The 23,016-nt window shown below is 61.0% G+C and carries 23 protein-coding genes; 11 read left to right on the top strand and 12 right to left on the bottom strand.

Translation table 11 applies throughout. The annotated features are described in order from the left end of the window. Positions 1-10: 10 nt before the first annotated feature. On the bottom strand, positions 11-937 hold the full coding sequence (cpaB, locus tag JFT85_RS12745; protein WP_069550937.1) for a Flp pilus assembly protein CpaB: 927 nt from the start codon (positions 935-937) through the stop codon (positions 11-13). A gap of 329 nt (positions 938-1,266) precedes the next feature. Between cpaB and JFT85_RS12740 the strand changes: the two genes are divergently transcribed. From JFT85_RS12740 to JFT85_RS12730, 3 genes are all read left to right on the top strand, one after another. Then, on the top strand, positions 1,267-1,461 hold the full coding sequence (locus JFT85_RS12740; protein WP_053254159.1) for a Flp family type IVb pilin: 195 nt from the start codon (positions 1,267-1,269) through the stop codon (positions 1,459-1,461). A gap of 65 nt (positions 1,462-1,526) precedes the next feature. Beyond that, positions 1,527-1,721, top strand: a complete 195-nt coding sequence (locus tag JFT85_RS12735) for a Flp family type IVb pilin (protein ID WP_053254160.1) — start codon at positions 1,527-1,529, stop codon at positions 1,719-1,721. Positions 1,722-1,780: 59 nt separating this feature from the next. Then, positions 1,781-2,188, top strand: coding sequence for a response regulator (locus JFT85_RS12730; protein WP_053254161.1), 408 nt, complete (start codon positions 1,781-1,783; stop codon positions 2,186-2,188). Positions 2,189-2,222: 34 nt separating this feature from the next. On the opposite strand, the gene JFT85_RS12725 is transcribed toward JFT85_RS12730, so the two are convergent. The 4 genes from JFT85_RS12725 to JFT85_RS12710 form a co-directional block, all read right to left on the bottom strand. Beyond that, on the bottom strand, positions 2,223-3,905 hold the full coding sequence (locus JFT85_RS12725; RefSeq protein ID WP_053254162.1) for a ShlB/FhaC/HecB family hemolysin secretion/activation protein: 1,683 nt from the start codon (positions 3,903-3,905) through the stop codon (positions 2,223-2,225). Positions 3,906-4,080: 175 nt separating this feature from the next. After that, a complete protein-coding gene (locus JFT85_RS12720; RefSeq protein WP_242486534.1) occupies positions 4,081-5,844 on the bottom strand; it encodes a collagen-like triple helix repeat-containing protein in 1,764 nt (587 codons plus the stop codon). Positions 5,845-6,146: 302 nt separating this feature from the next. Next, positions 6,147-6,995, bottom strand: coding sequence for a MaoC/PaaZ C-terminal domain-containing protein (locus JFT85_RS12715; RefSeq protein ID WP_201229940.1), 849 nt, complete (start codon positions 6,993-6,995; stop codon positions 6,147-6,149). A gap of 2 nt (positions 6,996-6,997) precedes the next feature. Beyond that, positions 6,998-8,350 carry a 3-oxoacyl-ACP reductase gene (locus JFT85_RS12710; protein ID WP_053254164.1) on the bottom strand — a complete coding sequence of 451 codons (1,353 nt, stop codon included), beginning with the start codon at positions 8,348-8,350 and terminating at the stop codon, positions 6,998-7,000. Between the two features lie 114 nt (positions 8,351-8,464). Here JFT85_RS12710 and JFT85_RS12705 point away from each other — a divergent pair, with 114 nt between their 5' ends. Together JFT85_RS12705 and JFT85_RS12700 are read left to right on the top strand one after the other, a co-directional pair. Then, positions 8,465-9,742: an acetyl-CoA C-acetyltransferase gene (locus tag JFT85_RS12705; RefSeq protein WP_069550940.1), complete on the top strand. Its 1,278-nt coding sequence runs from the start codon at positions 8,465-8,467 to the stop codon at positions 9,740-9,742. Positions 9,743-9,876: 134 nt separating this feature from the next. Further along, positions 9,877-10,776 carry a PA4780 family RIO1-like protein kinase gene (locus tag JFT85_RS12700; protein ID WP_053254166.1) on the top strand — a complete coding sequence of 300 codons (900 nt, stop codon included), beginning with the start codon at positions 9,877-9,879 and terminating at the stop codon, positions 10,774-10,776. Between the two features lie 145 nt (positions 10,777-10,921). Here JFT85_RS12700 and cueR read toward each other — a convergent pair whose 3' ends face one another. The 3 genes from cueR to JFT85_RS12685 form a co-directional block, all read right to left on the bottom strand. Next, on the bottom strand, positions 10,922-11,323 hold the full coding sequence (gene cueR, locus JFT85_RS12695; RefSeq protein ID WP_053254167.1) for a Cu(I)-responsive transcriptional regulator: 402 nt from the start codon (positions 11,321-11,323) through the stop codon (positions 10,922-10,924). Next, positions 11,320-13,521 (bottom strand): heavy metal translocating P-type ATPase, encoded by a 2,202-nt coding sequence (locus JFT85_RS12690; protein ID WP_069550942.1) that lies wholly within the window; start codon positions 13,519-13,521, stop codon positions 11,320-11,322. The genes cueR and JFT85_RS12690 overlap by 4 nt, the downstream gene beginning before the upstream one ends. Before the next feature lie 66 nt (positions 13,522-13,587). Further along, positions 13,588-13,968 (bottom strand): hypothetical protein, encoded by a 381-nt coding sequence (locus tag JFT85_RS12685; protein WP_053254169.1) that lies wholly within the window; start codon positions 13,966-13,968, stop codon positions 13,588-13,590. A 147-nt stretch (positions 13,969-14,115) separates the two neighbouring features. On the opposite strand from JFT85_RS12685, the gene JFT85_RS12680 reads away from it, so the two are divergent. Beyond that, positions 14,116-14,316 carry a heavy-metal-associated domain-containing protein gene (locus JFT85_RS12680; RefSeq protein WP_053254170.1) on the top strand — a complete coding sequence of 67 codons (201 nt, stop codon included), beginning with the start codon at positions 14,116-14,118 and terminating at the stop codon, positions 14,314-14,316. A gap of 87 nt (positions 14,317-14,403) precedes the next feature. After that, positions 14,404-15,597: a multidrug effflux MFS transporter gene (locus tag JFT85_RS12675; protein WP_201229939.1), complete on the top strand. Its 1,194-nt coding sequence runs from the start codon at positions 14,404-14,406 to the stop codon at positions 15,595-15,597. Positions 15,598-15,605: 8 nt separating this feature from the next. Here JFT85_RS12675 and JFT85_RS12670 read toward each other — a convergent pair whose 3' ends face one another. The 3 genes from JFT85_RS12670 to JFT85_RS12660 all read right to left on the bottom strand — a co-directional run bounded on the left by JFT85_RS12670 (position 15,606) and on the right by JFT85_RS12660 (position 17,265). Beyond that, positions 15,606-15,788, bottom strand: a complete 183-nt coding sequence (locus JFT85_RS12670; RefSeq protein WP_053254172.1) for a hypothetical protein — start codon at positions 15,786-15,788, stop codon at positions 15,606-15,608. Between the two features lie 145 nt (positions 15,789-15,933). Next, entirely contained in the window at positions 15,934-16,947 is a 1,014-nt protein-coding gene (locus JFT85_RS12665; RefSeq protein WP_053254173.1) for a zinc-binding alcohol dehydrogenase family protein, read from the bottom strand. A gap of 24 nt (positions 16,948-16,971) precedes the next feature. Continuing rightward, on the bottom strand, positions 16,972-17,265 hold the full coding sequence (locus JFT85_RS12660) for a putative quinol monooxygenase (protein ID WP_053254174.1): 294 nt from the start codon (positions 17,263-17,265) through the stop codon (positions 16,972-16,974). Between the two features lie 118 nt (positions 17,266-17,383). Here JFT85_RS12660 and JFT85_RS12655 point away from each other — a divergent pair, with 118 nt between their 5' ends. From JFT85_RS12655 to JFT85_RS12645, 3 genes are all read left to right on the top strand, one after another. After that, positions 17,384-18,310 carry a LysR family transcriptional regulator gene (locus JFT85_RS12655; protein ID WP_053254175.1) on the top strand — a complete coding sequence of 309 codons (927 nt, stop codon included), beginning with the start codon at positions 17,384-17,386 and terminating at the stop codon, positions 18,308-18,310. A gap of 137 nt (positions 18,311-18,447) precedes the next feature. Next, entirely contained in the window at positions 18,448-19,134 is a 687-nt protein-coding gene (locus JFT85_RS12650; protein WP_187602081.1) for an ArsR/SmtB family transcription factor, read from the top strand. A gap of 102 nt (positions 19,135-19,236) precedes the next feature. Beyond that, positions 19,237-20,607, top strand: a complete 1,371-nt coding sequence (locus tag JFT85_RS12645) for an MFS transporter (RefSeq protein ID WP_053254177.1) — start codon at positions 19,237-19,239, stop codon at positions 20,605-20,607. A 136-nt stretch (positions 20,608-20,743) separates the two neighbouring features. On the opposite strand, the gene JFT85_RS12640 is transcribed toward JFT85_RS12645, so the two are convergent. Further along, positions 20,744-21,697 carry an adenosine deaminase gene (locus tag JFT85_RS12640; RefSeq protein WP_053254178.1) on the bottom strand — a complete coding sequence of 318 codons (954 nt, stop codon included), beginning with the start codon at positions 21,695-21,697 and terminating at the stop codon, positions 20,744-20,746. A 194-nt stretch (positions 21,698-21,891) separates the two neighbouring features. On the opposite strand from JFT85_RS12640, the gene JFT85_RS12635 reads away from it, so the two are divergent. Continuing rightward, a complete protein-coding gene (locus tag JFT85_RS12635; protein ID WP_069550945.1) occupies positions 21,892-22,983 on the top strand; it encodes a calcium:proton antiporter in 1,092 nt (363 codons plus the stop codon). Positions 22,984-23,016 lie beyond the last annotated feature (33 nt).

Here is a 23,016-nt window from a genome sequence, read left to right as displayed (position 1 = left end):
GCATCCTTGTTCAGTCGGGTGTTTGTTGGGTTGCTTGATTGCCACGTATCACTTCAACACCGGTGCGGCGTGGGCTGCCCTGGGCGAGTTTTTTCGGGGCTTGGGCAAAGGCCAGTTGAGTGAATTGGTAGAGATCGCGGTTGGCGCTTTGCAGGTTGCCCGGCGCATCGCTTTCGCCGGCCCAGTAGTGGCTCAGCAAGCGTTCATCGGCGCTGCGCACCGCCAGGCGCAAGGTGCCGGCCTGGGTCGCCAGCATCAGGCGGCTCAGCAGTTGCTCGGGCACTGCCAGCACCACGGTGCGAGAGGGCGCGTGGCGTTGGGCTTTTTCCTCGGCGGTGAGCGCCGGTGGTGTGGCCGGGGCTCCGTCGTTGGTCAGGCCCATTTGATCGCCGACGCTGAGCAGGCGCATGGCCGGGACCACCACTTGTGCCGATTGTTCGAGGTTGGCGGCGTCCTGGCGCAGGTACAGCAGCACATCCACGTAGTCACCGGGACTCAGTTGGCCAGCGGCACCAATCACTTCATCGACCGCGACGGCCAGGGCGCGTTCGTCCGGGCGGATCATGCGGGCCAGCGGGCCGCCGGCGGTGAAGCTCTCATCGTTCAGCCAGGTGCCGGCGCGCAGGGCTCGCCAGGGCGTGCGGCCGATGGCCTGGTCAACGCTGGTCAAGCTGCCGGCGGGTACTGTGCGCAGTTTTTCCACGGCCAGGTCGGCGGCATTCAGCGCAACAAAGGGTGGTACATCATGGGCCAACACCACCACCGGTTGGCGGGTTTGATCTTCCACCACGGCCACCGCCTTTTCGACCGGTGCAGCCTGTGGCGGTGGTGGCGGCAAAGGGGCAGGTTGACGACTGAGCACCAGCCCCCAATAACCGGCAAACAGCGCACCTATCAAAAGCACACCCGCCAGTACCATGCTCAACCGCGTGTTCATGACGGCTCTCCCTTTCCCGTTGCACTAAAACCCGACTATCCAAACAGGCTAATTCCGCAACCAGCTGCTATGAACGGTAACTAACTATTTAGCTATTTGAAGGTAGTTCAGCTAGGACAAAATGCCATTACTGACAGCAACATTTCTTTGTGGCGCACAAACCGGCCTTTGAAATCGAGGCTTTAGCAGGTCAACAAAGCAGCCACTACTTTGTGATTAATCCCTTCTTACAGTTGTGAGGGGGAAGTTTGTTGACAATGCTCAGATGGCACATCGCAATTACTGTGCAGCACCGAGGCAGGGCGTCTGGTCGCCCAGGGAGCATTCCGATGATTCTTGATCTGTTGATTAAACTCCATGTTCAACTTCAGTTACTTTTTCATCGCAAGGATGGCGCGACGGCGATTGAGTACCTCATTCTCGTGGCGATTGTTGCATTGGTGATTCTGGCAGCCGGGACGACGCTGGGGCCAAAAATCACGACATTCTTCGGGAAAATTCAGACGGCGATTACGACAACGTAACGACTCACTGCAAGTAGCGTGGACAGAGCTTTGATATGGCGTCATGTCGCCAGAGGAGAAGTAAGATGGTCTTTAATCTGTTGATGAGACTGTATGTTCAACTCCAGGTATTTTTTCAGCGCAAGGACGGCGCAACGGCGATCGAATACCTTATTCTCGTTGCAATTGTAGCGCTGGTGGTACTGGCAGCCGGGACTACGCTGGGACCTCAGATTACGACCTTCATTGGTAAAATCCAGACCGCCATTACCACTACGTGAGTGTTAGACGGCCTCCTGTTGAGTGCACACGTTGTTGATTGGAACATCAGGTAGTGCCTATGAATGCTGCAGCTATACCTTGCCGTCAACAGATCCTGTTGGTGGACGACGAAGAAGATGCCCTCGTTGAACTGGCGGAATCGCTGGAGAACGAGGGCTTCGTTTGTTTTACGGCGACCTCCGTCACCTTTGCCTTGCAGGAACTGACCCTGCACCCCGATATCGCGCTGGTCATTACCGACCTGCGGATGCCCGAGGAAAGTGGTATCTCGTTGATCAAGCGTTTGCGCGAACACACCGCTCGTCAACACTTGCCGGTGATCGTGATGTCGGGCCATGCCGAGATGGATGACGTCAGCGATATGTTGCGTCTGCAAGTGCTGGATCTGTTCCGCAAACCGATTTACCTGAAGCGCTTGTTCGATACCCTCGACAGCCTTTTCCCGCTGAGAAAGTCCTCCCTGTGAGAGGGCGTTAACGCCCTCTGCACAGTCTCCTCATTCAGAGTTGATAGCTGAAGCTCAGCGTATAACGCGGGCGCCGATTGAAGCTGTCCAGGGCGATGTCCGACATCGGTTTGGCCGCTTCCAGCGCAATGTTGTAGTACTTGTTATCGCCAAAGCGCACGCCCACGGCAGCGGATGACAGGTCATTGCTTTTGGCTGGCAGTTCGTTGAACCAGGTCTTGGCACGGTCGAGCACCACATAAGGTTGCACAACCTTGAGCCACTCGCCGGCGCGATTGAAGCTGTAGTTGACCTCGTACGCCGCGCCCCAGCCTTTGTCGCCTGAGGCTTGATCATCGGGGTATCCGCGGCCGAAGTTCTGCCCGCCGAATGTGGCGCGCTCGCTGTCGGGCAAGGTGCTGTCGCTCCAGTAGAACGCCCCCGACAGCACGCCCTGCCAGTTATCGAAGAACTTGTCGCTTTGCACGCCGGAGAGGCGCAGGCGGAAGAAGTCCAGGTCGGGTTTCGTCACCTCCAGGTCACTGCGCGTCGTGGCGCCCAAGCCGTTGATGCCTTGGTAAAGCCCGGCGCTGAGGATGCGTAGTTGGCGCGTGTCGGACTTGCGCCAGTCGCCCTCGAAGGCCAGGGCGCGCAGGTTGGTTTCGATGTCGAAACGCTGCGGGTAACCCACCAGTTGATAGCGCGTGGTTTGGTCCACCGCGTACAGGCGTGTAGCCAGGGTCAGTGATTCATTCGGTGAGGCAATCAGCGGATGGCTGAGGCCGATGGTGTAGCGATCAATCGACTGATGCGGTTTGAGTTCGAAGCCACCGTTAAGCTGGATGTTGCTTTTGGGGTCGGCGCGATAGCGCTCGGCGCCCACCACCACTTGGCTGCCCTCGGCGTTGATGAACTGGCTGTAGCCCACGCGGTAGTAGTGCTGTTTATCGTCACCCGGTGGGAACAAACCACTGACGTAGAATTGCTCGCCCATCGACGTCTGGGAGTTGCTGGTAGCGGTGAGCAATGCTTGCGTGCCGTTACGGTTGTCATCGACCAGGCTCATGCTGGTGGTGAAGGGTTTGCGCGTGGCTTCGATCTTCATGTGCGCGGCCCCATCAGTGGTGCCCGGCGGCGGCACTTGCGCCTGCAAGGTCACGCCGGGGATACGCCCCATCAGGGTGGTGTAGCGCTCGAACGTCTTGCGCGTGAGAGGGCGTTCGGCCATGAGCTTGTTGGCCAGTTTGTCGACGTAGGCCGACACCGCGCCGATGTCACCGCTTTGCTGGTAATCCTTGATGTACCCCTCGACCAATACCACGCGCACCAGGCCATTTTCGAAGGTCTGTTGCGGCAAGAACGCGTAGGACAACAGGTAGCCGTCCTGTTGATAGCGACGCGTGATGCTGCGGGTGGCTTCGATCAATTGCGCGAGGTTGGTTTCATGGCCGAGCAACGCTGCGTAAGCCTGGGCCGTTTCGGTCAGTGGATAGATCGTGCCGCCCTCGATCTGCAGCTTGCGGATGGTGACTTTGGTGTCCATCTGCAACGGCTGGTTCTGGGTGGCGGGTGCTTGCGGCACCTGGGTTTGTGGCGTGACGGGTCGATAGGCGTCGGCAGGTAGGTTAGGCACCGGCAGGTTGCGAATGGTGTCGTTGCTGTTGAGGAAACTGGGAAGGGTCTCAGCCTGAACGTAAGCACTGAGGGTAAGCAAAAACAACGGAGTCAACACGCGCATAGGACACTCCATGGTCAGACTGCAGCAGCGTCTCGGGCCCGCCGGGTTCTGGGACGCGGTTCGGGAGGGCGTGGCATCAAGCCCTATAAAAAAGACGAGAGACTGATAGGGTCTCTCGTCTCAACCAAGCGTAGGCGCTGTAGGGGAGGCCGTCTAATCGGCCAGGTGCATTCTATTATTTGCCGGTCAGACCGTTTAACAACCCTCCCAGACCACCACTTGTGCCGGTGCTGGTGGTGCCACTGGCCGGGGCACTGGTGCCGGCGCCGACGGTCAGACCGCCGAGCAGGCCACCACCGCTGCCGGTACCGCCGGTGACCAACCCACCTACCGCGCCCACGGTGTTGCCGACGGCGGTGACGGTGGTGCCCACGGCGTTAGTCACCGGGTTGGCGTTGGCGGCGGTCAACGTGGTGCCGACGCCGCTGACTGCACCGCCGACTTGGGTCACCAGACCGTTGACCGGAGCGCCGACGCCTGTGGTGGTGCCGACATTTTGCGTCAGGCTGGCAACACCGGTTGTCACAGGGTTCAGGGCCGCGCCGACGGTGGTGGTCACGCTTGCCACCGGCGCCGTGGCGGCCGTATTGGCGACGCCATTGCCACCGATCACGGTACCCAGCGAGGCGACGGTGCCGCCCAGTGCGCCGCCGGTTACACCGGCTGCGCTGACAGTGCCGTTGGTGTTGCCGGCATTCAGCCCGTTACCCACATTGGCCACCAGGCCGCCCACCAATTCAGGTATGCCTGAGGCTGGCGCAGCGCTGGCGGGAGCGACATAGCCGCCGGACTTGTCGAGCACGCTGCCAACCCCGGTCAATGCACCGCCCACCACCGTCGTGACAGGGTTGCCGGCACCGCCGGCACTGGCGACTTGACCGCCCACGCCGGTCACGGTACTGCCGACTTTATTCAGCAGGCCATTGACCGGACTGCCCAGGCCGGTGGCCGTGCCGAGGTTGCCGGTGGTGTTTTCCACCAGGGAAACCACAGGCACCAGCACTTTGCTGCCCACCGTATTCGTCAACGAGCCCAATGGGCCGGTGGTGCTGGCGGTGCTAAGGGTATCGCCGAGCATGGTGACTGCCTGACCGGCAGTATTAACCAATCCACCCGCTGCTGTGCCTACGCCTCCGGTCAAGCCACCCACCACGGGTACGCCACTCAGTGTGGTGCCCAGGGATTGGCCCGCAGTGGACACGCCGGTGCCCAGATTGGCGACGCCGGTGCCTACGCCAGCAACCGTTTTGCCCAGGGAATTGCTGTCGGTACCCAGGGAGCCCAGGCCTGTTGTGACACCGGTACCAATACTGGTGACGGCATTGCCGGTGGACGTGACCAGGCCGCCAGCGGTAACGCCGACAATTGGAACACCGTTCAAGCTCGAACCAATGTTACCCACCGCTGTGCCTACGTTGCCGACGGTGGTGCCAAGGGCGCCGACGATCTGGCCTGTTACCAGCGGTGTTACCGAGCCCGTGCCGCCGCCCGTGCCGCCGCCCGTGCCGCCACCGGTTCCGCCGCCCGTGCCACCGCCCGTGCCACCGCCAGTACCGCCACCGGTGCCACCGCCAGTACCGCCACCGGTTCCGCCACCCGTGCCACCGCCAGTACCGCCACCGGTTCCGCCACCCGTGCCACCGCCAGTACCGCCACCGGTTCCACCGCCCGTGCCACCGTCAGTACCGCCACCGGTTCCACCGCCCGTGCCACCGCCAGTACCGCCGCCCGTGCCGCCGTCAGTACCGCCACCGGTGCCACCGCCCGTACCACCGCCACCCGTGCCACCGCCGGTTCCCGCGCCTGCGTCAGGCGAGGATGCCGCCACGCTGCTGTGATGCCCGCCACCACCGCTGCTGCAGCCACCGAGGCTCATCGCCATGATCAGGGCCAGCGCGGTACTTGTTTTCCATAACACTACTTGAGTTTGAGTTTTCATGATGGAGTTCCCTTGCACCTGTACAACCTTGGTTGTTTTCAAACGCTCGTTATTTCTTGGATAGCGATACGTTTGTCCGTGTGGTTATCACAGACCCGGGCACTCTTTCTCGCAACGCTCAACTTGGTATTAACAATTTATATACACAAGGTCTTAGTCGGCTTAATGGTTAATGCGAAGGGTGTAACAGAGGGCTGTATAAAGTTATCTATGTTTTATATATCAATGGGTTAAATAAAAAAAACGGACGCCAGGGCGTCCGCTATAACTTAGGGTGTATATATACAATTAAATGGTTTTTCTCATGCGATCGGGTGCCACTTGCCCGCCATATGCTGAAGGTCACCCATTCCCTTTAACAGCAACTCGCCGCTGGCACCTGCGGCATGGGCCAGTAAGATGACTTCACTGGGCAGGCGCACGGGCTTGTTGAATTCGACCTCTATTTCAACATTGGCAGCAGGCACGTTCTCATCCAGCGCGGCCAGCGTTCGCGCCAGGCTCCACAGCCCGTGGGCGATCGCCTGCGGGAAGCCGAAGAGCTTGGCCGTCAATGCGCTCAGGTGGATCGGGTTGTAGTCGCCGGATACTCGTGCATATCGGCGGCCGATATCGGCGGGTGCCTTCCAACGGGCCAATTCGCTGACGTCTCCTGTGGCCGACACGTGATCATCGTGCGGCGTGCCTTCCAGTTTCACTCCGCGACAGAGCATTCGGCTCTCGGCTTCCCACAACAGACCGAGGGAATCTTGCACCGTGGTCACGATATCAAAGGTCTCGCCCTTGGCATGGGGCTGGAGGTTGTTCGCGTGCACGCCAACCATCAGGTGACTCACACCGCCCAATGGGCGATGGATGCGGATGCGGTTGCTCAGGTGAATCAGCCCCAGCAGCGGGAACGGAAACTGTTTGTCGGTGAGTAATTGCATTTGCAAACCGAACGCCAGCACGTGCGGATACGTACCCGGCAGCACCGGGCTGTCCGCAAACCCGCACACCTGGCGATAAGCGGCCAGGTGCTCGGGGTTCACGCGCAGGTGGCAGCGCAGCCCTTCATCGGGCAACGTACTGCCGGTGATCTTGCGCTTGAGCGCCGCCCGCCAGTACAGCGGCGGCAGAAACGGGGTGCTGTCTAATGTCCGCCACTCCATGCTCACGCTCCCAGCAGGCTTTGCCCGCACACCCGCAATGCTTGGCCGCTGACCGCTCCGGAACCCGGCTGACCGAGCCAGGCCACCGCTTCGGCCACGTCTTGCGGCAAACCACCCTGGCCCAATGAGCTCATGCGGCGCCCAGCCTCACGCAGGGCGAAGGGAATGTGCGCGGTCATCTGGGTTTCGATAAAACCGGGGGCAACCGCGTTGATGCTGATGCCGCGTTCTTGAAGCAAAGGGGCCCACGCCTGAGCCAGGCCGATCAAGCCGGCCTTGCTGGCCGCATAATTGGTTTGCCCACGGTTGCCGGCAATGCCACTGATGGAAGCCAGCAGCACCACGCGGCCGTTGTCGTGCAGGGTGCCGCTGTCCAGCAGGGCTTTGGTCAGCACCTGCGGCGCGTTGAGATTGACCGCCAGTACGGCGTCCCAGTATTCCGGGGTCATATTGGCCAGGGTTTTATCGCGGGTGATGCCGGCGTTGTGCACCACGATGTCGATGCCGTCCGGCAAGTGTTCGATCAACTGTGCAGCGGCGTCTTCGGCGCAGATATCCAGCACGATAGTGCGCGCCCCCAGGCGCGCCGCAAGCGCGTCAAGATCAGCCTTGGCCTGGGGCACATCCAGTACGATCACATCGGCACCGTCGCGCGCCAGGGTTTCGGCAATGGCGGCGCCAATACCCCGTGCGGCGCCAGTGACCAGCGCTTTGCGCCCGGCCAGCGGGCGAGTCCAATCCGCGACCGGTGTGGCGCAGGCTTGCAGGCGAATCACCTGGCCGCAGATATAGGCACTTTTGGGGGAGAGGAAGAATCGCAGCGCGCCTTCCAGCTGATCCTCGGCGCCTTCGCCGACGTACAACAACTGCAGAACCCCGCCGCTGCGCAGCTCTTTGGCCAGGGATCGGCTGAAGCCCTCGAGGGCACGCTGTGCGCTGGCGGCGAACGGATCGCTGAGGGTTTCCGGGGCGCGGCCAAGGATCACCACGTGGGCGCTGTGTGCAAGATTTTTCAGCAACGGCTGAAAGAATTCGCGCAGCTGTTTGAGCTGGTCGGTGTGCTGCAAGTCGCTGGCATCGAACACCACGGCCTTGAGTTTGGGGCCATGCCCCGGGATCCACGCGGACGCGGCCAATGGCTCAGGGCCGTAGCTGTAAATCGCGTCGGTGAGTTTATTGGCAAACGGCAGCACCTTGGCCGCGAGCGCGCCGCCACCCAACAACAGCGCACCTTCCACCGGGCGCAGGCGTCCGGCCTGCCAGCGTTCCAGGCGTACCGGTGACGGCAGGCCAATGGCGGCGACCAGGCGATGGCCGAGGCTTGAGTTGGCGAAGTCGATATAACGGTCAGACATGGAACGCTCTCCGAGTGCTGGGGTTCAAACGGTGGACCATCAAGAGGTGAAAGTCGTTCGATTGAGCCTAGGCTAGTCTCACAGACTCACCTCATCACCTTCAGGGAGCTTTCCATGACTCAATTGCGCCGTGTAGCGATCATTGGCGGTAATCGCATCCCCTTCGCCCGCTCCAATGGCCCTTATGCCACGGCGAGTAACCAGGCGATGTTGACGGCGGCGCTGGAAGGCTTGATCGAACGCTACAACCTGCACGGCCTGCGCATCGGCGAGGTGGCGGCGGGGGCGGTGCTCAAGCATTCACGGGATTTCAACCTGACCCGCGAGTGCGTGCTGGGCTCGCGCCTGTCGCCGCAAACGCCGGCATACGACATTCAACAGGCGTGCGGCACCGGCCTGGAAGCGGCGTTGCTGGTGGCCAATAAGATCGCCCTGGGCCAGATCGAGTGTGGGATTGCCGGTGGCGTCGACACCACGTCCGACGCGCCGATCGGCGTGAATGAGGGGCTGCGCAAGCTCCTGCTGCAAGCCAACCGCAGCAAGTCCATGGCGGATAAATTAAAAGTCTTGTTACAACTTCGTCCGCATCACCTCAAACCGGAACTGCCGCGTAATGGCGAACCGCGCACCGGCTTGTCGATGGGCCAGCACTGCGAGCTGATGGCGCAGACCTGGCAAATCCCCCGCGCCGAGCAAGATCAACTGGCGCTGGAAAGCCACCAGAAAATGGCTGCGTCCTACGCCGAAGGTTGGCACAACGATTTACTCACACCCTTTCTGGGCCTTACCCGTGATAACAACGTGCGCGCGGACTTGACCCTGGAAAAACTCGCCAGTCTCAAACCGGCGTTCGAGCGTAGCGAAAAGGGCACGCTCACCGCGGGCAACTCGACGCCGCTGACCGACGGTGCCTCCCTGGTATTGCTGGGCAGTGAAGCCTGGGCCAAGGCGCGCGGTTTGCCGATCCTCGCCTACTTGCGCGATGGTGAAGCGGCTGCGGTGGATTTCGTCAACGGTGCCGAAGGCCTGTTGATGGCGCCGGTGTATGCCGTGCCGCGCCTGCTGGCGAGGAACGGCCTGACGTTGCAGGACTTTGATTATTACGAGATTCACGAAGCGTTCGCTGCCCAGGTGTTGTGCACGCTCAAGGCCTGGGAAGATGCCGACTACTGCAAGACGCGCCTGGGGCTGGATGCGCCGCTGGGCGCCATCGACCGCAGCCGGCTCAACGTCAAAGGCAGTTCATTGGCGGCCGGGCACCCGTTTGCCGCCACCGGCGGGCGCATTGTCGCCAATCTGGCCAAGCTGCTGGACGCAGCGGGCAAGGGCCGTGGGCTGATTTCGATCTGCGCCGCCGGCGGTCAGGGAGTGACGGCGATCATCGAACGCTAATTGCCGAAGAAATTGGCCCATTGCATGCATTCTTCAGTGGTCAGAGGTCGGTAGCCTCTCCCACCGGCGAGCTGATTGCCGTATAACGAGTGCCATACGCGTATTTGGTAATAAAGGACCCACAATAAAAGCTGATGAAGACTCCTAAACGCATTGAACCCCTGATCGAAGACGGTCTGGTCGACGAAGTGCTGCGCCCACTCATGAGTGGTAAAGAAGCAGCTGTTTATGTGGTGCGCTGCGGCAACGAATTGCGTTGCGCCAAGGTTTACAAGGAGGCGAATAAACGAAGTTTTCGTCAGGCGTCCGAATACCAGGAAGGCCGCAAGGTCCGCAACAGCCGACAGGCCCGGGCCATGGCCAAGGGCTCCAAGTTCGGCAAAAAAGAAACTGAAGACGCCTGGCAAAACGCCGAAGTCGCGGCATTGTTCCGCCTGGCGGGTGCGGGCGTTCGCGTGCCCAAGCCGTACGACTTCCTCGAAGGCGTGCTGTTGATGGAACTGGTGGCCGACGAATACGGCGATGCGGCACCGCGCTTGAACGACGTCACGCTGGAGCCGGACCAGGCGCGCGAATACCACGCCTTCCTGATTTCCCAGATCGTGCTGATGCTGTGTACCGGCCTGGTGCACGGTGACCTGTCCGAGTTCAACGTACTGCTCACGCCGACGGGCCCGGTGATCATCGACCTGCCGCAGGCGGTGGATGCCGCTGGCAACAACCACGCGTTCAACATGCTGGAGCGGGATGTGGGCAACATGGCTTCCTACTTCGGGCGCTTTGCCCCGGAGTTGAAGAAGACCAAGTACGCCAAGGAAATGTGGGCGTTGTATGAAGCCGGCACCTTGCACCCGGCCAGCGTCTTGACCGGCGAGTTCGACGAGCCGGAAGAGTTGGCGGACGTGGGCGGTGTGATCCGCGAGATCGAAGCGGCGCGGCTGGATGAAGAGCGTCGCCAGGCGATACGGGCGGCGGATGATGCGCCGGCGAGTAAAGTGCCCGACGAACCACCGCCGCCGCCCTGGATGCAATGATCTTCCTGCAAATGAAGATCTAAAAAATGTGGGAGCGGGCTTGCTCGCGAATGCGGTTGATCAGTGAAAGATGAAGTGACTGACACCCTGCATTCGCGAGCAAGCCCGCTCCCACATTTGGCTTTGCAGTGCGCCGGCTAAATGCTCAGGCGCAACAGCTGCCCGATGCCAACTCCTTGAGAATCGGACAATCCGGCCGATGATCGCCCTGGCAATGCTCCACCAGGTCCTGCAACGTATCGCGCAGTTGCCCCAGCTCCATAATCTTCTGATTCAGCGCCTCGATGTGCTGGCGCGCCAAGGCTTTTACGTCGGCGCTGGCCCGCTGTCGGTCTTGCCACAAGGTCAGCAGTTTGCCGACCTCTTCCAATGAAAAGCCCAAATCCCGCGAGCGCTTGATAAACGCAAGTGTGTGCAAGTCGTCGCCGCCATACACCCGATAGCCACTGTCGGTGCGGTGCGCGGCTTTGAGCAGGCCGATGGATTCGTAGTAGCGAATCATCTTCGCGCTCAGCCCGCTCTGACGGGCTGCCTGGCCGATGTTCATGGGTGTTGATCCTCCAAATCCTCAGGCTTCCAGGTTTTCAACAGTAACGCATTGCTCACCACACTGACGCTGGACAGGGCCATGGCCGCACCCGCCAATACCGGGTTGAGCAACCCGAACGCAGCCAGCGGTATGCCGATCAAGTTATACACAAAGGCCCAGAACAGGTTCTGGCGGATTTTAGCGTAGGTCTTGCGGCTGATCTCCAGCGCGGCCGGCACCAGGCGTGGGTCGCCGCGCATCAGGGTGATTCCGGCCGCGTGCATCGCCACGTCGGTGCCGCCGCCCATGGCGATACCGATATCGGCGGCGGCCAGGGCCGGGGCGTCATTGATGCCGTCGCCGACCATCGCCACCACGCCGGTCTTTTTCAGCTCGGCGACGGCGGCGGCCTTGTCGGCGGGAAGGACTTCGGCGTGTACATCATCGATACCCAGGGCATCGGCCACCACGCGGGCACTGCCGCGATTGTCGCCGGTGAGCAAATGGCTGCTGATGTGCCGGGCCTTGAGTTGTGTCACCGCCTCCAGGGCGCCGGGCTTGAGCGTATCGCCAAAGGCGAACAGCCCCAGCACGCGGGGCTGCGCGCCTTGTTCGATCAACCAGGATAACGTGCGGCCTTCGGCTTCCCACGCCTTGGCGGCGTCGGCCAGGCTGCCTGCATTCAAGCCGTTTTCTTCGAGCATTCGACGGTTGCCCAGCGCCAGTTGCCGGCCCTCAAGGGTGCCGGCAATGCCGCGCCCGGTCAGGGATTGGCTGGCGCTCACATCCGCGACGGTCAGCGCTTTTTCGCGGCAGGCATCCAGCACGGCCTTGGCCAATGGGTGCTCGCTACCGCGTTGCAGCGCGCCGGCTTGTTGCAGCAGCAGGGTTTCATTGCCATCCACCGCCACCAAATGCGCAATCTTTGGCGTACCTGAAGTGAGGGTGCCGGTCTTGTCGAACACCACGGCGCTGACATCATGGGCACGCTCAAGGGCTTCGGCGTCCTTGATCAGAATCCCGTAGCGCGCGGCGACGCCGGTACCGGCCATGATCGCTGTCGGTGTGGCCAGCCCCAATGCGCATGGGCAGGCAATCACCAGCACTGCGACGGCATTGATGATCGCGGTTTCCAGTGGCGCCCCGTATAGCCACCAGCCCAGCAACGTGATCAGCGCCAGCACCAGCACGGCGGGCACAAAGACCTGGCTGACCTTATCCACCAGTTTCTGGATCGGGGCTTTGGCCGCCTGCGCGTCTTCCACCAGGCGAATGATCTGGGCCAACACACTTTCCCCGCCAACAGCGCGGGTGCGCACCAGCAAACGGCCCTCGCCGTTGATGGCGCCGCCGGTGACCGGGTCGCCCGGTTGTTTCGGCACGGGCAGGGCTTCGCCACTGATCAAGGCTTCGTCGGCATGGCTCTGCCCGTCCACGACGTCGCCATCCACCGGGAAACGTTCGCCGGGCTTCACCAACACCAGGTCGTCGAGCTTTAACGCACTGATGGCGACGTCTTCTTCGCGCCCTTCAAACAGGCGAATCGCGCGCTCCGGGCGCAACGCTTCGAGGGCGCGGATGGCGCTGGCGGTCTGACGTTTGGCGCGGCTTTCCAGGTACTTACCAAGCAGCACCAGAGCGATCACCACGGCGGAAGCTTCGAAGTACAGATGCGGCATGGTGCCAGCGGGCGCGGTAAGCCATTCATACAGGCTCAGGCCGTAACCGGCGCTGGTGCCGATGGCGACCAGCAAATCCATATTGCCGGCGCCGGCGCGTACGGCTTTCCAGGCGGCGATATAGAAGCGCGCGCCCAAGATGAATTGCACCGGCGTGGCCAGGGCGAACTGCACCCAGGCGGGGAGCATCCAATGCAGGCCGAAGGGCTCCACGAGCATCGGCAGTACCAACGGCAGCGCCAACACAATGGCCAGCAGCAACGACCAACGCTCGCGGTGCAGGCGTTGGGCTTGATTGGCATCGGTGACGGTTTCGCTTTGGGGCAGGCTGGCGGTGTAACCGGCCTTGTCGACGGCGGCGATCAACACTGCGGGGTCCATCTTGCCCAGCACTTCGACATGCGCGCGTTCATTGGCCAGGTTGACGCTGACGCTTTGCACCCCCGGCACCTTGCCCAGCGCCCGTTCGACGCGGCCGGCACAGCTGGCGCAGGTCATGCCGCTGATGGGCAGGTCAAAGGTGGTGGATCCATTCATGGGGCAGTCCTCCAAAAGAAGTTGCCCCTAGGATCAACCTTGACCTGTGGGGAAGGTCAAGCGCCTTTAATATTCCAGTGCAGCGGGTTTCAGGTACATGCCGTCCGGGCCTTGCGCGATCCGCAACTTGCGTATGTCGCCGGCTTTGAGCGTGATGTTCTGCGCCGGCGGGGCGAGCATGCCCGGCAGGCAACCAGGCGATTGGCCGGGCAGCAGCTTCAGGCGCAGCGACACATTGCCAGCCGGCAAGTTAAACGAGGTGGCCTGTTCCTGAAACAGACGCCCGGCCAATTGATCCTGGATATACAGGCCGATCTCGCAGTTAGTCGGCACTTCCAGGCGTTCGCGGGAAATGATCAGCACCGCGTAGTCTTCATCGGCGCAGGCCATGGGCGCAGCGGCAGACAAGCTCAACAGGCCGATAAGGCTAAAAAACGACCAGCGCATGGCGAATGCTCCGTGGTTCATATCTAAGAGAAATGAAGCTTGGCCGAGGCAGCGGCTGAATACCAGCCCGGCCGAAAGTTTCAACGCTTGACCTTGCCATCATGGCAAGGTCAAAACTGGCCACAACCTCATCAAAGGAGTCATGTCATGCAAGTTTTCAGCGTTGAAGGAATGACCTGCGGCCATTGCGTCCGGGCGGTGACCCAGGCGGTACAAAGCCAGGACCCGGCGGCGAGTGTCAAGGTCGACCTGGCGGCGAAAGCCGTGAGTGTTGAAAGTAGTCGGTTGTCTGCCGATCAGGTCATCAGCCTGATCACTGAAGAAGGCTACAGTGCCAGGCTTGCTTGAATTTTTTGATAGTTAGCGAGCTATCGTAATGTTCAGGGCACCCAAGCGCGGCTAGACTGTCGGGCTGCCGACTCACTTGGGTGTCTGATGAACCTCCGCATAATTCTGATTCTGGGCGCCTTGAGCGCCTTCGCGCCGTTGGCGATCGACTTTTACCTGCCGGGCTTTCCGGCAATGGCCACGGCGTTCGCGACCGACGAAAAACATATCCAGCTGACCCTGGCAGTGTATTTCGCGGGCCTGGCCATCGGCCAACTCATCTACGGACCGCTGGCGGACCGCTTTGGCCGGCGCGTGCCGCTGCTCAGCGGTGTCACCCTGTTTACCTTGGCGTCCTTCGCCTGCGCTTATGCGCCATCGCTGGAGTGGCTGATCGGCGCGCGCTTCGTACAAGCCCTTGGCGGCTGCGCGGGGATGGTGATTTCGCGGGCGGTCGTCAGCGACAAATGTGATGCCGTGGGCTCAGCCAAGGTTTACTCGCAACTGATGCTGGTTACTGGCCTGGCGCCGATCCTCGCACCGTTGGCAGGTGGGGTGATGGTTGGGGTGTGGGGCTGGCAGTCGATCTTCCTGGCGTTGTCGGTGTTCAGCGTGATGGCGGCGATTGCCGTGGCCGTCGGGTTGCCGGAAACCTTTCCGGCCCACCAGCCTCGCCAGCCGTTGTCCGGGTCACTGCGCCGCTACGCCGCGCTGGTGTCAGACCGGGTTTACCTCGGCTACGCGTTGACCGGCGGCATCTCGATCGCCGGGATGTTTGCCTATATCGCCGGCTCACCGTTTGTATTCATCAAGCTGTACGGTGTGCCTGCCGAGCATTACGGTTGGCTGTTCGGCTCCAACGCTGCCGGCTTTATCCTGGTTGCACAACTGAATGCGCGGTTGCTGGCCAAGCGTGCCCCGGCGTTTTTGCTGTCACGCACCGTATGGGTCTATGTAGTGGCGGCGTTGACCCTGTTGGGCATTGCCGCCTTGCGCACCGAGGCCTTGTGGCCGTTGTTGGTGCCCCTGTTCATTTGTATCGCAAGCCTGGGCTGCATTTTGCCCAACACGTCAGCCTGCGCCATGAGCGGGCAGGGTGCGCGGGCAGGCAGTGCATCGGCGCTGCTTGGCTGCATTCAGTTTGGTGTGGCGGCGGGCGCGGCGTCGCTGGTGGGCGTATTGCACGACGGCACGGCCATGCCGATGGCGATTGTCATCAGCGTGTGCGGTGTGTTGGCGGTGACCATTGCAACGTTGACCCAGCGCCTGCAACGGGCGAGGGCCGCGCAGGCGCAGGTCTGAGGTGCGGATCAGCCAGCGGCGGAACGTTGCTGGTTGAGGGGAAAGCGGTGGGGGGCGCGGATACGCGCCTGCAGGGTGTCGGCAAAGGCACGGGCCTCGGCTTCATTGCGGAAGGTGAAAGCATCGCCGTCGAGGCTGACTTGCCATTTGTTGCCCGGGGATTTTGCTAACGCTCTTATCAGGATCTTCATTGCTGACTTCCTCACGTAAAAGAATCGTGGCAAAGGCGGCCAATATAAACCCGAATGCGCTCACAAATATGACAAAGATCAACTCTCTGACTAGCGGTGTCGTCCATTACTCACATGAATAATGGACGACACTGACAGACTGTTTTTAGAACCCTTCCAGCACAATCTTGCCCTTGGCCTTGCCGCTTTCCAGCAGCGCATGGGCGCGGCGCAGGTTCGCCGCATTGATCACACCGAAGTGCTCGCCCACCGTGGTTTTCAGGGTGCCGGCGTCGATCAACTCGGCCACGCGGTTGAGCAGGTTGTGTTGTTCGATCATGTCCGGTGTCTCGAACATCGAGCGCGTGTACATGAACTCCCAGTGCAACGACAGGCTCTTGCGCTTGAGCTTGCTCACATCCAGCGCCTTGGGGTCGTCGATCAATGCCAGCTTGCCCTGCGGTTCCAGGGCTTCTACCAGTTGGTCCAGGTGATGGTCGGTCTGGGTCAGGCTGGCGACATGGGTCACGTGTGGGTGGCCGGCGTTTTTCAGTGCTTCGCTCAACGGTTGGCTGTGGTCGATCACCAAGTCGGCGCCGAGCGCCTTCGCCCATGCCTGGGTTTCCGGGCGCGAGGCGGTGCCGATGACTGTCAGCGCGGTGAGCTGGCTGGCCAGTTGGGTCAGGATCGAACCCACACCGCCAGCAGCGCCGACGACCAGCAGGCTCTGGCCTTCATCCTGTTTGCCTTCACGTACTTGCAGGCGCTCGAACAACAGCTCCCAGGCGGTGATGGCGGTCAGCGGCAGCGCGGCGGCATCGCTGAAACCCAGGCTTTTGGGCATGTGGCCGACGATGCGTTCATCCACTGTGTGCAGTTCGCTGTTGCCGCCCGGGCGTACCAGGGAGCCGGCGTAAAACACCTTGTCACCGGCTTTGAACAGCGTCACTTCGCTGCCGACGGCCTTGACCACACCGGCCACGTCCCAGCCCAGCACCTTGGCGGCGCCATTTTCCGGGGCGACGTTCTGGCGCACCTTGGTGTCCACCGGGTTGACCGAGATTGCTTTGACCTCCACCAGCAAGTCGCGTGGGCCGGCGACGGGCTCTGGCAGTTCGATGTCTTGCAGGGATTTTGGATCGTCGATCGGCAATGAGGCGTAGTAGGCAATGGCTTTCATGGGGGCTCCGGAAAAGGGCGGTAATCAGGCGAGAAACTTCAGGCGCTTGAGTTCGAAGTGTTCGATCACGTCGGCAGCCTTGGTGCGGAAGTTCTGGATATGCGCGCTCTGGTCGTGATCGGCCAGCGCGGCGTCGTCGCTCCAGCGTTCGAGCATGTAGAAGGTCTCGGGGTGTTGCAGGTCTTGATGCAGGTCGTACTGCTCGCAACCGGCCTCGCGGCGGGTCGGCTCCAGCAAATCGCGCAACAGCGGTTCGAGGGTGGCGTGTTGGCCGGGCTTGGCGATCAGCGTGGCGATGACGTTAAAGGCAGCGGACATATTCAACTCCTGGCACGTGATAAACGGGATGGGCAGATGATTGGCTATTTCCGGTGAAGATAAAAGCGGCTAAAACAGCAGTCTGTTTCAATAGAATTTTGATAATGGGTGGAAATGCATGCTGCGCTTTGATGATTTGCAGTTATTTGTGCGGGCAGCGGACCTGGGCAGTTTGTCGGCGGCGGCGCGGGTGATGGACCTGTCGCCTGCGGTAGCCAGCGCCGCGTTGAAGCGTATTGAACAGCAACTCGGTGCGCGTTTGCTGGCACGTTCCACCCGCAGCCTGCGGTTGACTGCCGAGGGCGAGGGCTTCCTGGAATATGCCCGCGCCGCGTTGAGTTCGCTGGACGAAGGGCGGCGCTTATTGGCCAGCGGCCAGGACCATGTCAGCGGCGTGTTGCAACTGTCGGCACCTTCGGACTTCGGGCGTAATCAGTTGTTGCCGTGGCTGGATGAGTTTCAGCGTGAATACCCGCAACTGAGCATCCGCCTGCTGCTCGGCGACCGGATTGCCGACTTGTTCCGCCAGCCAGTGGACATCGCGCTGCGCTACGGCGAGCCCGAAGACTCCAGCCTGATCGCGCTGCCCATCGCCCCGGATAATATCCGGGTGCTGTGCGCTGCGCCCAGCTACCTCGCCCGGCATGGCGAACCCCGCCATCTGGAGCAACTGGCCCAGCACAATTGCTTGCTGTATATGCTCGGCAGTCGCGTGCACGACCATTGGAGTTTTCATGATGGCAAGCGCGAGGTCAGCCTGACCGTGACCGGTGACCGCTTCAGTGACGACGCCGATGTGGTACGCCGCTGGGCGGTGGCGGGAGTCGGCATTGCCTACAAATCCTGGCTGGATGTGAGCAGCGACGTGTTGGCCGGGCGCTTGTGCTTGATCCTGCCGGAGTTGCGTGGCGAGCGTACGCCGCTCAATTTACTCTGCGCCCACCGTGCGCAACTGAGCAAACCGATTAACCTGCTGCGGGAAATGCTCGTGTCCCGTTGTGCGGTATTGACCGCGCAACGGCCAGGGCCATTGCGTACTGCGTAATCGCCTTCACTACAGCAGGAAATTTCACTCAAATCCTGTCCCAATCCGCGCTGTCAGACGCCGCGGAGCGGGCGGTTTGCGCCCTTATACTTCGGTTCCAACCGCAGCAGACAAATGATTTAACAAGGAGTGAATACATGGAAGAAGCACCTTGCATCAGTCAGATCGCCAGCTTGCTCGCTGACCCCAAGCGCACCGCCATGCTCTGGTCCTTGATGGACGGTTCGGCAAAAACCTCGGATGAGTTGGCCGCACTCGCCGGGCTGTCAGCGGCATCGGCCAATGCGCATTTGGCGCGTCTGGCTGGCGGCGGTTTGCTGCGGATCGAAGCCCGGCGTGGCAAGCGGCTGTACCGTGTAGCCGCTACCGATGTCAGTGCCGCTATCGACGCCTTGGCCAGTACCACCATGGCCAGCGCGGCGCGTGGTTCGCCGCTGGCTATCCCGCAGGCATTGGCCGCCCCGGCATCATTGCGCCATGCGCGGTTGTGCCATGGCCATCTGGGCGGTGAGTTGGCGGCAAGGCTGTACCGACGGATGCTGGAAGCAGGCTGGATCAAGCGTCATGAACAGCGCACCGACGTCACCGTCAAGGGCGCTCGGCATCTGGCGGGCCTGGGCATTTACACCCAGGCACTGGCATCACCCCTGGCCTGTGACTGTGTTGATTGGAGCCAGCAGCAACCGCACTTGGGCGGCTCGTTGGGGGTGGGGTTGTTGCAGCTTTTTTTACAGTCCGGATGGATCCGCGTGATCAACGAGTCCTGCGCGTTGTTGGTGACGGATACCGGGCTTGCGCAAATCAACCGGCTGACCGCGCCATAGGCGCGAGCGTCGTTCAGAGTTTCAGTCAGGTCGTATCCAGCAATAACCGGGCAAAACGATGCCGCACACTCGCTTTGGGGATTTTTCATACAGGGGTGTGGCATGGGTATGCAAGGCTATAGCGCAGCGGAACGGTTGGAACGGTTACCCATCAGCGGTTACCACCGCGTCATCTTTATCATCATCGCCCTGGCGTTTTTCTTCGACTCCATGGACCTGGCGATGATGACCTTCCTGTTAGGTTCGATCAAAACCGAGTTCGGCCTGAGCACTGCCCAGGCGGGGTTACTCGCCAGTTCGAGCTTTTTCGGCATGGTGGTCGGTGCGTCTTTGTCCGGCATGCTGGCTGATCGCTTTGGGCGCAAACCGGTGTTCCAGTGGAGCATCGTGTTGTGGGGTGTCGCCAGCTACCTGTGTTCCACCGCGCAGACGGTGGAGACGCTGACGCTGTTCCGCATCCTGCTGGGAATCGGCATGGGCATGGAGTTTCCGATCGCGCAGTCGATGCTTTCAGAGCTGATCCCCGCCAAACGGCGCGGGCGCTATATCGCCTTGATGGATGGGTTCTGGCCTTTGGGTTTTGTGGCGGCGGGTGTGTTGTCTTATTTCCTGCTGCCGGTGATTGGCTGGCGGGACATCTTTTTGGTGTTGGCGGTGCCGGCGGTGTTTGTGTTGGCGATTCGATTTTTTATCCCCGAGTCACCGCGCTGGCTTGAGCAGGCAGGGCGGCATGAGGCGGCGGATAAGGTGTTGCAGGGCATTGAGCGCAAAGTGCGCGAGTCCCTCGGCCGCACGGACTTGCCGGAGCCAATTGCCTCGCCACGTGTGGAGAGCGTGCCGGGGACCTTTTTCTCCGCCTTTGAGCAGTTGTGGTCGGCACAGTATCGCCAGCGCACGATGATGATCTGGAGCGTGTGGTTTTTTGCCTTGCTCGGCTTCTACGGGCTGACGTCGTGGCTGAGTGCGTTATTGCAGCAATCGGGTTTTGCCGTGACGCAGTCGGTGTACTACACGGTGATCATTTCCCTGGGCGGGATTCCCGGGTTCCTGATGGCGGCCTGGCTGGTGGAACGCTGGGGGCGCAAACCGGTGTGTGTCGTGACGTTGCTGGGCGGCGGGGTAATGGCGTTCTTGTATGGGCAGAGCGCGGTATTCGGCGGCAACGTAGGGCTGCTGATTACGTCAGGGTTGTTGATGCAGTTCTTTCTGTTTGGCATGTGGGCGGTGCTGTACACCTACACGCCTGAGTTGTATCCCACTTCGGCGCGGGCGACGGGCTCGGGGTTTGCGTCGGCAATTGGCCGGGTCGGGTCATTGCTGGGGCCGTTGGTGACCGGGCTGGTGTTCCCGATAACCGGGCAGGGCGGGGTGTTTGCCTTGGGGGCGCTGTGCTTTGCGGTGGCGGCGCTGGTGGTGTGGGTGTTCGGGAAGGAGACGAAGGGCAAGACGCTGGAAGAGCTAACTGAAATCTAAAGGCTGGTGAGGCCAGTGTGGGAGCGGGCTTGCTCGCGAATGCGGTGTGTCAGTCAATGTATCTGGTGACTGACACACCGCATTCGCGAGCAAGCCCGCTCCCACATTTAGCCTGTATTCATTCAATCAGTGTTGCTTATGGCTTTACCAGTCGCGCATCCAGGCTGTTCTGCGCCAGGCGTTTGGCCTGGTCCTGGGTCATGCCCAGCGAGGTGTACAGCGCGTGGAAGTTCTCGGTGACATAACCGCCGAAGTACGCCGGGTCATCCGAGTTCACTGTCACTTTCACACCACGCTCGAGCATGTCGAGAATGTTGTGTTGAGCCATGTCATCGAACACACACAGCTTGGTGTTGGACAACGGGCACACGGTCAGCGGGATCTGCTCGTCGATGATCCGTTGCATTAAACGCTCGTCTTCGATGGCGCGCACGCCATGGTCGATCCGCTGGATTTTCAGCAGGTCGAGGGCTTCCCAGATGTACTCGGGCGGGCCCTCTTCGCCGGCGTGGGCCACGGTGAGGAAGCCTTCATGCCGGGCACGGTCGAACACGCGCTGGAACTTGCTCGGCGGGTGACCCATTTCTGAACTGTCCAGGCCGACGGCCACAAACGCGTCACGGAACGGCAGCGCTTGATCGAGGGTTTTTTCGGCTTCGGCTTCGCTCAAGTGGCGCAGGAAACTGAGGATCAGGCCGCTGGTGATGCCCAGTTGCTGTTCGCCATCTTTGAGTGCAGCCGCGATCCCGTTCAGCACCACTTCAAACGGCACGCCACGGTCGGTGTGGGTCTGCGGATCGAAGAACGGCTCGGTGTGGATCACATTCTGTTCTTTGCAGCGCAGCAGGTAGGCCCAGGTCAGGTCGTAGAAATCCTGGGAGGTGCGCAGCACATCGGCGCCCTTGTAATACAGGTCGAGAAATTCTTGCAGGTTGTTGAAGGCGTAGGCCTTGCGCAGGGTATCGACGTCGTTCCACGGCAGCGCAATTTTGTTGCGCTCGGCCAGGGCGAACAGCAACTCAGGCTCCAGCGAGCCTTCCAGGTGCAGGTGCAATTCAGCCTTGGGGAGGGCGTTGAGCCAATCGTACATGTCTAAATTCTCATCAGGTGCAATGGCGGCATTCTACAGGCCATGGCTGAAATAATCGGCAAAACCTGACCAGCAGGAGAGTATTGGTTTTTTTTCACTTATAAGCCTTGTGAACTAAGGTGTAACGAAACGTTAGCAGCGTGGCGCAGTCTGTACCCCATCAATGACTGATTAGCCGTATGAAAAGGCCCGGAATGCTCACATCCCTCAAGCAAGAAAAATACATGCTGCTGGCGCTGATTGCCGCCATCGCAGCCTACCCGCTGGAGCACTGGATGCTCCACAACGGGCAAATGGTGGCGCTGCTGGCCGGCGTAGCACTGATCGGCTTTATCGTCATGGCGTCGATGCGCGTGGCGCACCATGCCGAACAACTCGCGGAAAAAGTCGGTGACCCCTACGGCACGATGATCCTGACGCTCGCCGCCGTGCTGGTGGAGGTGGTGATCCTGGCGATCATGATGAGCAACGAGCCGTCGCCGACGCTGGTGCGCGACACCATTTACTCGGCGGTGATGCTCGATATCAACGGCATCCTCGGCCTGGCCGCATTGATGGGCGGCATCAAGCATGGCGAGCAGTCCTACAACGATGATTCGGCGCGCACTTACAGTGTGATGATCCTCACCGCGATGGGCGTGTCGATGGTGGTGCCGGAATTTATCCCAGAAGCGGACTGGAAAATTTACTCGGCCTTCACCATCGGCGCGATGGTGGTGCTCTACACCTTGTTTCTGCGCATGCAGGTCGGGCCGCACAGTTATTTCTTCAGCTACAGCTACCCGGAAAAACGCCGCAAAAAACAGCCTGAAGAACAGCAGGAGCCATCGATAAGTCTGGCGTTCTCCATCGGTACGCTGGTGTTCGGGGTGATTGTGATCGGCGCGCTGGCCGAGGTGATGTCCAAGACCCTCGACCTGGGCCTGGAAGGCACCGGTGCACCGCCGGTCATCACCGCAATTGTGGTCGCGGCGATTTCGGCGGCACCGGAAATTTTGACGGCATTGCGCGCGGCCTTGGCCAACCGTATGCAATCGGTCGTGAACATCGCATTGGGCGCTTCATTGTCGACTGTCATTCTGACGGTGCCGGTGATGGAGGCCATGGCGCTCTACACTGGCCAGCCGTTCCAGATGGCAATGACGCCGGTGCAAACCGTGATGGTGTTGATCACGCTGGTCGTCAGCGCGATCAACCTCAACGATGGCGAAACCAACGCCATCGAAGGGATGACCCATTTCGTGTTGTTTGCGACCTTTATCATGCTGTCGCTGCTTGGGTTGTAACCGACTAAGTAGAGTCGACGAACCCCATGTTGA

Origin of the sequence: Pseudomonas sp. TH04, from assembly GCF_016651355.1 — a bacterium.
Taxonomy (GTDB): domain Bacteria; phylum Pseudomonadota; class Gammaproteobacteria; order Pseudomonadales; family Pseudomonadaceae; genus Aquipseudomonas; species Aquipseudomonas fluorescens.
The sequence above is the reverse complement of the archived record's forward strand: the minus strand, read 5'-3'. Positions and strand labels throughout refer to the sequence as shown.

Excerpts from the sequence above, each read along its gene's own strand:
- cpaB (WP_069550937.1), bottom strand. The coding sequence starts at position 937 with ATGAACACGCGGTTGAGCATGGTACTGGCGGGTGTGCTTTTGATAGGT.
- JFT85_RS12740 (WP_053254159.1), top strand. The coding sequence starts at position 1,267 with ATGATTCTTGATCTGTTGATTAAACTCCATGTTCAACTTCAGTTACTT.
- JFT85_RS12735 (WP_053254160.1), top strand. The coding sequence starts at position 1,527 with ATGGTCTTTAATCTGTTGATGAGACTGTATGTTCAACTCCAGGTATTT.
- JFT85_RS12730 (WP_053254161.1), top strand. The coding sequence starts at position 1,781 with ATGAATGCTGCAGCTATACCTTGCCGTCAACAGATCCTGTTGGTGGAC.
- JFT85_RS12725 (WP_053254162.1), bottom strand. The coding sequence starts at position 3,905 with ATGCGCGTGTTGACTCCGTTGTTTTTGCTTACCCTCAGTGCTTACGTT.
- JFT85_RS12720 (WP_242486534.1), bottom strand. The coding sequence starts at position 5,844 with ATGAAAACTCAAACTCAAGTAGTGTTATGGAAAACAAGTACCGCGCTG.
- JFT85_RS12715 (WP_201229940.1), bottom strand. The coding sequence starts at position 6,995 with ATGGAGTGGCGGACATTAGACAGCACCCCGTTTCTGCCGCCGCTGTAC.
- JFT85_RS12710 (WP_053254164.1), bottom strand. The coding sequence starts at position 8,350 with ATGTCTGACCGTTATATCGACTTCGCCAACTCAAGCCTCGGCCATCGC.
- JFT85_RS12705 (WP_069550940.1), top strand. The coding sequence starts at position 8,465 with ATGACTCAATTGCGCCGTGTAGCGATCATTGGCGGTAATCGCATCCCC.
- JFT85_RS12700 (WP_053254166.1), top strand. The coding sequence starts at position 9,877 with ATGAAGACTCCTAAACGCATTGAACCCCTGATCGAAGACGGTCTGGTC.
- cueR (WP_053254167.1), bottom strand. The coding sequence starts at position 11,323 with ATGAACATCGGCCAGGCAGCCCGTCAGAGCGGGCTGAGCGCGAAGATG.
- JFT85_RS12690 (WP_069550942.1), bottom strand. The coding sequence starts at position 13,521 with ATGAATGGATCCACCACCTTTGACCTGCCCATCAGCGGCATGACCTGC.
- JFT85_RS12685 (WP_053254169.1), bottom strand. The coding sequence starts at position 13,968 with ATGCGCTGGTCGTTTTTTAGCCTTATCGGCCTGTTGAGCTTGTCTGCC.
- JFT85_RS12680 (WP_053254170.1), top strand. The coding sequence starts at position 14,116 with ATGCAAGTTTTCAGCGTTGAAGGAATGACCTGCGGCCATTGCGTCCGG.
- JFT85_RS12675 (WP_201229939.1), top strand. The coding sequence starts at position 14,404 with ATGAACCTCCGCATAATTCTGATTCTGGGCGCCTTGAGCGCCTTCGCG.
- JFT85_RS12670 (WP_053254172.1), bottom strand. The coding sequence starts at position 15,788 with ATGAAGATCCTGATAAGAGCGTTAGCAAAATCCCCGGGCAACAAATGG.
- JFT85_RS12665 (WP_053254173.1), bottom strand. The coding sequence starts at position 16,947 with ATGAAAGCCATTGCCTACTACGCCTCATTGCCGATCGACGATCCAAAA.
- JFT85_RS12660 (WP_053254174.1), bottom strand. The coding sequence starts at position 17,265 with ATGTCCGCTGCCTTTAACGTCATCGCCACGCTGATCGCCAAGCCCGGC.
- JFT85_RS12655 (WP_053254175.1), top strand. The coding sequence starts at position 17,384 with ATGCTGCGCTTTGATGATTTGCAGTTATTTGTGCGGGCAGCGGACCTG.
- JFT85_RS12650 (WP_187602081.1), top strand. The coding sequence starts at position 18,448 with ATGGAAGAAGCACCTTGCATCAGTCAGATCGCCAGCTTGCTCGCTGAC.
- JFT85_RS12645 (WP_053254177.1), top strand. The coding sequence starts at position 19,237 with ATGGGTATGCAAGGCTATAGCGCAGCGGAACGGTTGGAACGGTTACCC.
- JFT85_RS12640 (WP_053254178.1), bottom strand. The coding sequence starts at position 21,697 with ATGTACGATTGGCTCAACGCCCTCCCCAAGGCTGAATTGCACCTGCAC.
- JFT85_RS12635 (WP_069550945.1), top strand. The coding sequence starts at position 21,892 with ATGCTCACATCCCTCAAGCAAGAAAAATACATGCTGCTGGCGCTGATT.